Consider the following 11,055-nt stretch of genomic DNA (forward strand, 5'->3'; position numbering starts at 1 on the left):
ATACTAGAGAAATTTTTTCCCCAGTACAAACTCTGATGACAAAAACAAAAACCGGACCCTACAGGTCCGGTCTTCCAATTACTCACCGCTTCAAATCTTCCCAGCCGCTGCCCTTTATTCGTTACCTTCCGACAACGACCCCACAACCACTGCCCCACCCTGCGTGTGTTTATTGACGCTGGTGGCGACCGATTCGGTGGTCAGGCGCATGCTGCTGAGAGCGGCGAGTCGGTCGCTGCTTGTCGTGTGCACGACGCTGCCTGACCAGTGAGCCGCCACCGTCGCCATCCATGCGAAAAGGAATACCACGACACCCTGCAACGCCCATTTTTCGATAACCGACACGATGGCTCTCCTGGCTGAATTCGACGGCACCAATTTGACCTTCAAACTGTTGCAGGAACGTTGCATTCAACTTCTGCACCAACATTTGAGTCGATTGAGTGCTCGTCAGGAAAATCCTCGAAAACGGCAGTTCCCCCCTTCAGCCGGGAAGCCTTTGAAGTGTACGGACGATTCCGCACGCATCTGTAAATGGCCCCCATGCCGCCTCTGTGGCTGAATGAGCACGCGTTTCGCACCAACAAAAACAAGGCACGCCTCCTTATGTCCTCTCGTGAAAACACCGGAATGGTCCTCGGACTGATCGGCGTGGTGATCTTCAGCCTGACGCTGCCCATGACCCGCATCGTGGTGCAGGAAATCCATCCCTTGCTCAACGGATTGGGCCGCGCCTTGTTCGCGGCAATGCCGGCGGCGGCGTTACTGCTGTGGCGCAGAGAAAAATGGCCGACCCCCGCGCAGTTCAAGGCGCTGATGGTGGTGGCGCTGGGGGTGATCGTCGGTTTCCCGGTGCTGTCAGCCTGGGCCATGAAAACCCTGCCCGCCTCCCACGGCGCGCTGGTCAATGGCCTGCAACCACTGCTGGTCGCCATCTACGCCGCATGGCTCTCCCACGAGCGCCCGTCGAAAGCCTTCTGGGCCTGCGCCGCCATGGGCAGCGTTCTGGTGCTGGGTTATGCGCTGATCAGCGGGGCCGGCAATCTTCAGGCCGGTGATCTGCTGATGGTCGCCGCGGTGGCGATTGGCGGGCTGGGTTATGCCGAAGGCGGCCGTCTGGCCAAGGAGATGGGCGGCTGGCAGGTGATCTGCTGGGCGCTGGTGATTTCGATCCCGGTGCTGATCGTGCCCGTCAGCTATCTGGCGTGGCAGCATCAGGGGCCGATTTCTCCCGGCACCTGGTGGGCCTTCGGTTACGTGTCGCTGTTCTCGCAATTCATCGGTTTCTTCGCCTGGTACGCCGGGCTGGCCATGGGCGGCATCGCGCGGGTCAGTCAGATTCAGCTGGTGCAGCTGTTTTTCACCATGGCCTTCTCGGCGCTGTTTTTCGGTGAGCACATCGACCCGACGACCTGGATCTTCGCCGCCGGTGTCGTGGTCACGCTGGCCATCGGGCGTAAAACGGCGGTGATCGCACCAAAGCCGGTCGCCGCCGCTCGCGTCTAACCCAGCAGGCCATCCGCCTGGAGCAAGCGCTCCAGGCACTGCTCCTGAATGCCGTAGAACACTTTCAGCTCCTGAATCTTCGCCAGCAGCTCAGCCGGATCCGCCGGAGTCGCGCGCTTGACCGCCAGAATCATCTTGTTCTTGTTGGTGTGCTCCAGCGAGATGAACTCGAAGACCTTGGTTTCATAGCCGCACGCTTCCAGCAGCAACGCTCGCAAGGCATCGGTGACCATTTCGGCCTGCTGGCCCATGTGCAAACCGTATTGCAGCATCGGCTTGAGCAGCGTCGGGCTCTGGATCTGCAGGCGGATCTGTTTGTGGCAGCACGGCGAGCACATGATGATCGAGGCGCCCGAGCGGATACCGGTGTGAATCGCGTAGTCGGTGGCGATGTCGCAGGCGTGCAAGGCGATCATCACGTCCAGTTCGCTGGGCGCCACCGAACGCACGTCACCGCACTTGAACACCAGCCCCGGATGCTCCAGCCGCGCGGCAGCGTTGTTGCACAGCGTGACCATGTCCTCGCGCAGCTCGACGCCGGTGACGTTGCCTTCAGCCTGCAAGGTGTTGCGCAGGTAATCGTGGATGGCGAAGGTCAGATAACCCTTGCCCGAGCCGAAATCCGCGACCGTCACCGGTTTGTCCAGCGTGATCGGCGAGGTCGCCAGCGCGTGGGAAAACACCTCGATGAACTTGTTGATCTGCTTCCACTTGCGTGACATCGCCGGAATCAGCTCGTGCTGCTTGTTGGTCACACCAAGATCGGTCAGGAATGGCCGGCTCAGTTCCAGGTAACGTTTTTTCTCGCGGTCATGCTCGGCGGTCGGGGCTTCGCGCTCCTGCTGGGCCTTGTTGCGGAATAGCGTGGTCTTGCCCTTCTTGCTGAACTCCAGCTGCACTTCATCGGTGAGCGACAGCAGATGAGCGTTCTTGAAGGACTCGGGCAGCAGGCTGGCGATCAGCGTCTGCGCCTCGGCGAGGGGGTGATTCTTGGTGATGTCGCGGGTCTTGTAGCGATAGACGAAGGACAGGCACGGCTGATCCTTGACCGTGACGGGCTTGATGATGACCCGCTGCAACTCCGCTTCGCTTCCGACGTACTTGGCCAGCACCAGTTTGATCAGCGAATTTTGCGTCAGGCAGGTGTCCAGCAAACTCAGGAACTGAGCGCGGTGATCCTGCGCAGGAACGGTGGCGGGTGCGGTAACGGACATCGGAAAGCGCCTCGGGAGCGGAAATGCGAGGCGCTATTTTAGGCGGGTCGAGAGCGGTAGGTGCAATTAAATGACGCGGAGGGTCAGCAGAGGCATTCCCCCGCGGAGCGCGGGAACGATCAGATCACTCCAACACCACTAACCGGTTTGGCAACTCGTTGCGCGCCTGGGTCACGGGCACCTGCTCGCTCAGCACCTCGCCGCACGAAGTAATGCACCCCATAAAACCTTCCACAATCCGGCCGTCCTTTACCTGCCGGGTGAAGGTCTCGACCATCGAGCGCCAGACTTCGTTGTCCACGCGCCGGGCGATGCCGTCGTCGACGATGATCTCGACATAACGCTCGGCCTCGCTGACAAAAATCAGCACACCGGTGGCATTGGCGGTGGCGTGCAGGTTCTGTTCAAGAAACTGCCGACGCGCCAGATTGCCCGCCCGCCAGTGCCGCACGCGAACAGGCACCAGCCGCGTGGTAATGCCCGGCAGCCGGCACACCAGCGCCACCACGATGAACGTGACAACCTGCACCAGCAGCAGATGATTGGCGCTGAGCCAGCCCGTCAGCAGGTTGATCAGCCCCGGCACGAGCAACGCGATGACCCCGGCCCAGATCAGCGGCACGTAGGTGTAGTCGTCGGCGCTGGTGGCTAGCACCGTCACCAGTTCCGCGTCGGTCTGACGCTCGACGGTCTCGATGGCGTGGGCAACCCGCTGTTGTTCGTCTTTATTGAGCAATGTCATGCAAGCAAACCCTTCCTGAGCGAACAACTACCAGCCACCGGAGGCACCGCCTCCGCCAAATCCACCACCGCCACCGCGCATACCGCCTGAGCCAGAGCCCCCGGAACCAAAGCCGCCTGAGCCGCCCAAGCCGCCGGAACCGAGACCCCCAAAGCCGCCCCCGGAGCCGATGGACCTGCCTCGCCCGGAACGGGCGCTGATGTAACTGATGACCACGAACAGCACCAGAAACAGCAGGGTCACTTTCCAGTCGACGCCTTCGTCCTCGCTTGCCGCCGCGCTGCCGGTGGCGCCGACCGCGGGTTCGGCAAGGGGATCACCGCCGAGCACCTGGACCATCGCCTCGGCGCCTTTGGTGATACCTCCGACGAAATCACCCTGGCGGAACGCCGGGGTGATGATCTGACTGATAATCACCGACGACTGCGCATCCGTCAGACGATCTTCAAGGCCGTAGCCCACTTCGATGCGCACCTTGCGCTCGTCCCGGGCCACCACCAGCAGCGCGCCATTGTCCTTGCCCTTCTGGCCGATGCCCCAGTGACGACCGAGCTGATAGCCGTAGTCCTCGATGGTCGAGCCCTGCAGGTCTGGCAATGTGACCACTACCACTTGCTCGGTGGTCAGTTCTTCATGGGCGCGCAGCATCTGTTCGAGATGCTCTTTGCTCGGGCCGTCGATCATCCCGGCGGTGTCAACGACGCGCCCGGTCAGCGGCGGAAACGTGAGGTCGGCTTGCGCCCACTGGGCAAATACGCCCACCGACATCGCCAGTAACGCGACCAGCACTCCCCGCCGCGCGCGTCCCATCAGAATTTCACTTGTGGCGCTTTGTCAGCGTCAGCGGCAGTGGCTTCAAAGTTCGGACGCACCGGCAGATCGCTGTACATCACGGTATGCCACAGACGGCCCGGGAAGGTGCGGATCTCGGTGTTGTAACGCTCGACCGCCGTAATGAAGTCGCGACGGGCCACCGCGATACGGTTTTCCGTGCCTTCAAGCTGGGACTGCAGCGCGAGGAAGTTCTGGTTGGATTTGAGGTCCGGATAGCGCTCCGAGACCACCATCAAACGGCTCAATGCGCCGGTCAGCTGACCTTGTGCATCCTGGAACTGCTTGAGCTTGGCCGGATCGTTCAGGGTGCTGGCGTCCACCTGAATCGACGTCGCCTTGGCACGCGCTTCGATGACTGCGGTCAGGGTGTCCTGCTCTTGCTTGGCGTAGCCCTTCACCGTTTCCACCAGGTTGGGGATCAGGTCGGCGCGGCGCTGATACTGGTTCTGCACCTGGGCCCAGGCAGCCTTGACCTGCTCGTCGTAGGTCGGAATGTTGTTGATCCCGCAGCCGGACAACAGGGTCGTCAGCAGCATCATCAACGCCAGTGACAATTTGTAACGACTGCCCCGGCTGTGGTCATAACGCTCTGTTTGCATGGCGTGCGTGCTCCCTGTACTCATCAATAGTTAGTCCTGTCAGTCATGACTTTAGCCAAACCGGACGATCCCCGGCATAATCCCGCCCCATCGCGTTGTCGGGGCTCTGGATTGCCGGGCCACAATCAGATAAAACTCGTTGCGCTACTGATGCTCATATGAGGCAGGAGTTCAGCGACGTTGCCGTCCTGACGACAATAAAAACCAAAGGTTCGACACCTATAACAACGGCTGACCGGTATTACGTGCGAGTTGCCGGCAACGCCTTGAGAAAACCATTCATGAATAAGCTGTGTTTCCTGAGTCTCGTCATCGGCCTTGTCAGTCAGTCCGCCTGGGCCGAAAACGCCACCACTGGCGTTGGCACCCCCTCCACGCTGCAAGCCAAGAATGCATTCATCGCCAACCTGATGAAGCAAATGACCCTCGACGAGAAGATCGGTCAACTGCGCCTGATCAGCATCGGCCCGGAGATGCCCAAGCCGGAGATTCTCAAGGAAATCACCGCGGGCCGCATCGGCGGCACGTTCAACTCCGTCGTGCTGCCGGACAACCGCGCCATGCAGGACGCCGCCGGACACAGCCGCAATAAGATCCCGATGTTCTTCGCCTACGACGTCGTCCACGGCCAGCGCACCGTATTCCCGATCAGCCTGGGTCTCGCGTCGACCTGGGACATGAACGCCATCACCCGCACCGGTCGCGTGTCAGCGATCGAAGCCGCGGCCGACGGCGTGGACATGACCTTTGCACCAATGGTCGACATCACCCGCGACGCGCGCTGGGGCCGCAGCTCCGAAGGCTTCGGCGAAGACACCTACCTGGTGTCGCGCATCTCCGCCACCATGACCCGCGCGTTTCAGGGCACCAGCATGCAGGCGCCCAACAGCATCATGGCGGTGGTCAAACACTTCGCCCTGTATGGCGCGGTCGAGGGCGGTCGCGACTACAACACCGTCGACATGAGCCCGGTGCGCATGCAGCAGGACTACCTGCCGCCCTATCGCGCATCGATTGATGCCGGCGCAGGCGGCGTGATGATCGCGCTCAATTCCATCAACGGCGTGCCCTCCACGTCCAACGCCTGGCTGCTGCAGGATGTCTTGCGCAGGGACTGGGGCTTCAAGGGCGTAACCGTCAGCGACCACGGCGCGATCAAGGAATTGATCGACCACGGCGTGGCCAAGGACTTCCGCGAAGCCGCCAAGCTGGCGATCAAGGCCGGCGTCGACCTGAGCATGAACGACAAGGCCTACGGCGAAGAACTGCCGGATCTGGTAAAGAGCGGCGAAGTGTCGGTCAAAGAAGTCGATAACGCCGTGCGTGAAGTGCTCGGCGCCAAGTGGGAAATGGGCCTGTTCGCCAACCCGTACCTGCGCATCGGCGCGGCAGTGGATGACCCGGCCGATCGCAACGCCGAAAACCGTCTGCACCGTGCCGAAGCCCGCGACGTTGCGCGCAAGAGCGTCGTGCTGCTGAAGAACCAGAACGACACCCTGCCGCTGAAGAAGCAAGGCACCATCGCTGTGATCGGTCCGCTGGCCAAGAGCTCGATGGACATGATGGGCAGTTGGTCAGCGGCCGGGCTGGCGCGTCAGACCGTCAACGCCTATGACGGCATTGCGGCGGCGGTCGGCGACAAGGCCAAGCTGGTTTATGCACTGGGCTCCAACATCACCGACAACCAGCACGCCATTACCTACCTGAACAAGATGGACGACCAGATCGCCATCGACCCGCGTCCCGAGCAGGAAATGATCGACGAAGCGGTCAAGGCCGCGCAGCAGGCGGACGTGGTGGTTGCCGTTGTGGGTGAGTCGCGCAACATGTCCCATGAAGCGGCGAGCCGTGTCGACCTGGTAATACCGGGCCGTCAACGGGACCTGATCCGCGCGCTCAAGGCCACGGGCAAACCGCTGGTGCTGGTGCTGATGAATGGCCGGCCGCTGGCGCTGGGTGAAGAAAACGAACTCGCCGACGCCATGGTGGAAAGCTGGTTCCTCGGCACCGAGGGCGGCAATGCCCTGGCTGACGTGCTGTTCGGCGACTACAACCCGTCCGGCAAACTGCCGATGACCTTCCCGCGCTCCGTGGGCCAGGTCCCGGCGTACTACAACCACCTGAACACCGGTCGCCCGTACCGCCCGAACGACTCGAACTACACCTCGAACTACTTCGAAGAGCCGACCAGCCCGCTGTTCCCGTTCGGTTATGGTCTGAGCTACACGCAGTTCAGCGTGTCGGACATCACCCTGTCGATCAACAAGATGACCCGCAAGGACAAGCTGACTGCCAGCGTCATGGTCAAGAACACCGGCAAGGTCGCCGGTGAAACCGTGGTTCAGCTGTACCTGCGCGACGTCGCCGCATCGATCAGCCGCCCGGTCAAAGAGCTGAAGAATTTCCAGAAAGTCATGCTGAACCCCGGGGAAGAGAAATCCGTGAGCTTCACCCTGACCGAAGAAGACCTGAAGTTCTTCAACCCGTCGCTGAAGTACGCGGCCGAGGCGGGCGAGTTCAAGCTGATGATCGGCCTGGATTCGGAGAACGTGAAAGAGACGACGTTCAATTTGCTGTAAGGCAGGAATCCGGGGCGAATGCGCCAGCCACTGAAAGGAGGTCATGCCCATGCCCCGTTCCGTCCGCCTCGTGCTTTACGTGGTGCTGATCGTCGCCGGTGCCGTGCTCGCGGCGACGCTGGCGATGCATCAGGCTCAGCGGCATGCCCTGGAAGACGACGCTGGCCGCTCTAAAGATCGGCTGGCGCTCTACGCCAACACGTTGCAGACCCTGATCGAGCGCTACCGGGCTCTGCCGGCTGTTCTGGCCCTTGATCCTCAACTGCGGACGGCGCTGAGCGGACCGGTCAGCGCCGACACCACCCAGGCGCTCAATCTCAAACTGGAGCAGATCAACGGCGCTGCCCAGTCCTCCACCCTCGAACTGCTTGACCGCAACGGCCTCGCCGTCGGCGCCAGCAACTGGCGTCTGCCGAGCAGCTACGTGGGCCACAACTACGGCTTCCGCCCCTACTTCACGCAAACCCGCGCCACCGGTGTCGGGCGTTTTTATGCCGTCGGCGTGACCAGCGGCATCCCGGGTTACTTCCTGTCGAACGCGGTGCGCGACGAAGCCGGGCAGTTCATCGGGGCGATGGTGGTCAAGCTGGAGTTTCCGGACCTTGAACACACCTGGGCGCAAAACGATGACCTGCTGCTGGTCAGCGACGCCAAGGGCATCGTCTTCATCGCCAATCAACCGGGCTGGCGCTATCGGGCCCTGCGGCCGCTGACCGAGCAGGACCGCGCCGAACTGGCGAGCACGCGTCAGTACGACAAGCAGCCGCTGACGCCCTTGCATCAAGAGCTACTGCGTACGTTCGGCGAAAACAGCCATCTCAGCCGTGTCGACGCCCCCAACGAGCAGACCGATTTCTTGTGGCAGTCAATGCCGCTGCCGACCGAGGGTTGGACCTTGCACCTCCTGCGCAAACCGCAGGCCGCCAGTGAAGACGTGCGCAATGCCGGACTGGCGGCGGCAGGCATCTGGCTGACGCTGGTGTTCCTCGGGCTGTTTCTGTATCAGCGCTGGCGCCTTGGCCGCGTGCGCCAGCGCAGCCGCGAAGAGCTGGAACGCTTGGTCGAGGAACGCACGCGGGACCTGCACACCGCTCAGGACGGTCTGGTGCAGTCGACCAAGCTGGCGGCCCTCGGCCAGATGTCCGCCGCCCTCGCCCACGAAATCAACCAGCCGCTGACGGCCCAGCGCATGCAGCTCGCCACCCTGCGTCTGTTGCTGGAGCATGGCCGTGTCGACGATGCGTACAAGGCGCTGAGCCTGCTCGATCAGCAATTGACCCGCATGGCCGCGCTCACCGGCCACCTGAAAACCTTCGCCCGCAAAAGCCCCAGCGGCCTGCGCGAACGCCTTGATCTGGCCACCGTGGTCGATCAGGCGCTGCTGTTGCTGGACGCACGAATTCGTGAAGAGCGCGTCAGTTGCGTGCTCGACCTGACGCGTCCAGCCTGGGTGCGCGGCGATGCGATCCGGCTGGAGCAGGTCCTGATCAACCTGATGCGCAACGCCTTGGACGCGATGGGCGACAAACCCCTCAAGCGTCTAGAAATTCGCATCGACGCGCAGAGCGAGCATTGGTGTGTTTCGGTCATCGACAGTGGTGGGGGAATTGCCGAAGAGCATCTGGCCAACGTCTTCGATCCGTTTTTCACCACCAAACCGGTGGGCGACGGTCTGGGCCTGGGCCTCGCGGTTTCGTTCGCCATCGTGCATGAACTGGGCGGCCGGCTCAGCGCCGAAAACGTCAACAACGGCGCGCGGTTTTTCTTCTGTCTGACCCAGGCCCCGGAGGCCGACGCCCCATGCTGAACGCGGTAATCGTGGTGGATGACGAGGCGCCCATTCGGGAAGCGGTGGAGCAATGGCTCACGCTGTCCGGGTTCGAGGTGCGCCTGTTCAGCCGCGCCGAGGAATGCCTGGCGCAGCTGCCCGAGCACTTTCCCGGCGTGATCCTCAGCGATGTGCGCATGCCCGGCATGGATGGTTTGCAGTTGCTGGCCGAGTTGCAGCGGCGAGATCGCGACTTGCCGGTGATTTTGCTGACCGGCCACGGCGACGTGCCCATGGCCGTCGATGCCATGCGCGACGGCGCCTATGACTTTCTCGAGAAGCCGTTCACTCCAGAGACCCTGCTCGGCAGTTTGCGGCGGGCACTGGAGAAACGCGCGCTGGTGCTGGAAAACCGCGCGCTGCATGTGCAAGCGGATAACCGCTCGCGTCTGGATGCAACGCTGCTGGGCATGTCGCCGACGATGCAGACATTGCGGCGGCAGGTCCTGGACCTCTCGCCACTGCCGGTTAACGTGCTGATTCGCGGCGAGACCGGCAGCGGCAAGGAAATGGTCGCGCGCTGCCTGCATGACTTCGGCCCGCGAGCGGACAAGCCTTTCGTTGCGGTCAACTGCGCGGCGATCCCTGAGCAGTTGTTTGAAGCCGAGCTGCTCGGCCACGAAAGCGGCGCGTTCACCGGGGCCCAGGGCAAGCGCATCGGCAAACTGGAGTATGCCCACGGCGGCACGGTGTTTCTCGACGAGATCGAGAGCATGCCGCTGGCGCAGCAGGTCAAGCTGCTGCGGGTGATTCAGGAGCGGCGGATCGAACGACTGGGTTCGAACCAGAGCATCGATATTGATGTGCGCATCATTGCCGCGACCAAGCCCGATCTGCTGGACGAAGCCAGGGCCGGGCGTTTCCGCGAGGATCTGGCGTATCGGCTGAACATCGCCGAATTGCGACTGCCACCGCTGCGCGAACGGCGAGAAGACATCCCTATGTTGTTCAGCCATTTCTCGCGGAATGCGGCAGAGCGCCTCGGCCGCAGCGCGCCGGTGCTGAGCGGTGAACAGCTGAGCCATCTGCTCAGCCACGACTGGCCGGGGAATGTGCGCGAACTGGCGAATGCCGCCGAGCGCCAGGTGCTGGGGCTGGACGGTCCCGCCGCAGAGAACATCCCGGTGGGTCAGTCGCTGGTGGCGCAGCAGGAAGCCTTCGAAGCCCATTGCATTCGCTCGGCGTTGCGACGCCATCGAGGCGATATCAAGGCAGTCATGCACGAGTTGCAACTACCCCGCCGCACGCTGAATGAAAAAATGCAGCGGCATGGGTTGGTGCGTGAGGACTTTCTAGCGGAAGACAGTCCTACAGGATGATTGCGGGGTGTCAGTGGGACCGGCTTCAGCCGGGAAATGGCCCGTTTGAGCACCATCGATTTCGCGGCGTAACATCCGACGCCTTCCCGGCTAAAGCCAGTCCCACTAGATGATCGCAGTCCGTCAGTGGGACCGGCTTCAGCCGGGAAGAAGCCAGCATGACACCCTCAATTTCGCGGCATGACACCCGACGCCTTCCCGGCTAAAGCCGGTCCCACTAGATGATCGCAGTCCGTCAGTAGGACCGGCTTCAGCCGGGAAGAGGCCAGCGTGAACACCCTCAATTTCGCGGCGTGACACCCGACGCCTTCCCGGCTAAAGCCAGTCCCACTAGATGATCGCAGTCCGTCAGTGGGACCGGCTTCAGCCGGGAAGAGAATTGCGGCGATGAGCGGATTTTCGCTCAGGCATCTTACGCAACAAGCGGATTTCCG

General features: G+C 62.2%; 9 protein-coding genes. 4 read left to right on the forward strand and 5 right to left on the reverse strand.

Annotation, left to right across the window (positions count from 1 at the left end; genetic code table 11):
* Positions 1-114 precede the first annotated feature (114 nt).
* The gene (locus ACYASU_RS03490; RefSeq protein ID WP_192171667.1) at positions 115-345 is read right to left on the reverse strand and encodes a hypothetical protein; all 231 of its coding nucleotides are present in this window, start codon (positions 343-345) and stop codon (positions 115-117) included.
* A 261-nt stretch (positions 346-606) separates the two neighbouring features.
* Here ACYASU_RS03490 and ACYASU_RS03495 point away from each other — a divergent pair, with 261 nt between their 5' ends.
* The gene (locus ACYASU_RS03495; RefSeq protein WP_463581961.1) at positions 607-1,506 is read left to right on the forward strand and encodes a DMT family transporter; all 900 of its coding nucleotides are present in this window, start codon (positions 607-609) and stop codon (positions 1,504-1,506) included.
* Here ACYASU_RS03495 and ACYASU_RS03500 read toward each other — a convergent pair.
* The 4 genes from ACYASU_RS03500 to ACYASU_RS03515 all read right to left on the reverse strand — a co-directional run bounded on the left by ACYASU_RS03500 (position 1,503) and on the right by ACYASU_RS03515 (position 4,835).
* A complete protein-coding gene (locus ACYASU_RS03500; protein ID WP_463581962.1) occupies positions 1,503-2,720 on the reverse strand; it encodes a class I SAM-dependent methyltransferase in 1,218 nt (405 codons plus the stop codon). The two genes, ACYASU_RS03495 and ACYASU_RS03500, sit on opposite strands and share 4 nt — an antisense overlap.
* A gap of 124 nt (positions 2,721-2,844) precedes the next feature.
* Complete coding sequence (locus tag ACYASU_RS03505; protein ID WP_463581963.1) at positions 2,845-3,462, reverse strand: TPM domain-containing protein; 618 nt, start codon at positions 3,460-3,462, stop codon at positions 2,845-2,847.
* Positions 3,463-3,489: 27 nt separating this feature from the next.
* Positions 3,490-4,272 carry a TPM domain-containing protein gene (locus tag ACYASU_RS03510; protein ID WP_346627107.1) on the reverse strand — a complete coding sequence of 261 codons (783 nt, stop codon included), beginning with the start codon at positions 4,270-4,272 and terminating at the stop codon, positions 3,490-3,492.
* The gene (locus tag ACYASU_RS03515; protein ID WP_420793016.1) at positions 4,272-4,835 is read right to left on the reverse strand and encodes a LemA family protein; all 564 of its coding nucleotides are present in this window, start codon (positions 4,833-4,835) and stop codon (positions 4,272-4,274) included. The genes ACYASU_RS03510 and ACYASU_RS03515 overlap by 1 nt, the downstream gene beginning before the upstream one ends.
* A 341-nt stretch (positions 4,836-5,176) precedes the next feature.
* Here ACYASU_RS03515 and bglX point away from each other — a divergent pair, with 341 nt between their 5' ends.
* The 3 genes from bglX to ACYASU_RS03530 are packed head-to-tail and all read left to right on the forward strand — an operon-like array spanning position 5,177 to position 10,621.
* The gene (bglX, locus tag ACYASU_RS03520) at positions 5,177-7,474 is read left to right on the forward strand and encodes a beta-glucosidase BglX (protein WP_282366081.1); all 2,298 of its coding nucleotides are present in this window, start codon (positions 5,177-5,179) and stop codon (positions 7,472-7,474) included.
* Between the two features lie 43 nt (positions 7,475-7,517).
* A complete protein-coding gene (locus tag ACYASU_RS03525; protein WP_463581964.1) occupies positions 7,518-9,281 on the forward strand; it encodes a sensor histidine kinase in 1,764 nt (587 codons plus the stop codon).
* A complete protein-coding gene (locus ACYASU_RS03530) occupies positions 9,275-10,621 on the forward strand; it encodes a sigma-54-dependent transcriptional regulator (protein ID WP_463581965.1) in 1,347 nt (448 codons plus the stop codon). The genes ACYASU_RS03525 and ACYASU_RS03530 overlap by 7 nt, the downstream gene beginning before the upstream one ends.
* The last annotated feature ends 434 nt before the right edge of the window (positions 10,622-11,055 follow it).

This window comes from Pseudomonas sp. HP_12, from assembly GCF_055283955.1.

Coding starts and splice junctions, on each gene's coding strand:
- ACYASU_RS03495 (WP_463581961.1), top strand. CDS start 607: ATGTCCTCTCGTGAAAACACCGGAATGGTCCTCGGACTGATCGGCGTG.
- ACYASU_RS03500 (WP_463581962.1), bottom strand. CDS start 2,720: ATGTCCGTTACCGCACCCGCCACCGTTCCTGCGCAGGATCACCGCGCT.
- ACYASU_RS03505 (WP_463581963.1), bottom strand. CDS start 3,462: ATGACATTGCTCAATAAAGACGAACAACAGCGGGTTGCCCACGCCATC.
- ACYASU_RS03510 (WP_346627107.1), bottom strand. CDS start 4,272: ATGGGACGCGCGCGGCGGGGAGTGCTGGTCGCGTTACTGGCGATGTCG.
- ACYASU_RS03515 (WP_420793016.1), bottom strand. CDS start 4,835: ATGATGCTGCTGACGACCCTGTTGTCCGGCTGCGGGATCAACAACATT.
- bglX (WP_282366081.1), top strand. CDS start 5,177: ATGAATAAGCTGTGTTTCCTGAGTCTCGTCATCGGCCTTGTCAGTCAG.
- ACYASU_RS03525 (WP_463581964.1), top strand. CDS start 7,518: ATGCCCATGCCCCGTTCCGTCCGCCTCGTGCTTTACGTGGTGCTGATC.
- ACYASU_RS03530 (WP_463581965.1), top strand. CDS start 9,275: ATGCTGAACGCGGTAATCGTGGTGGATGACGAGGCGCCCATTCGGGAA.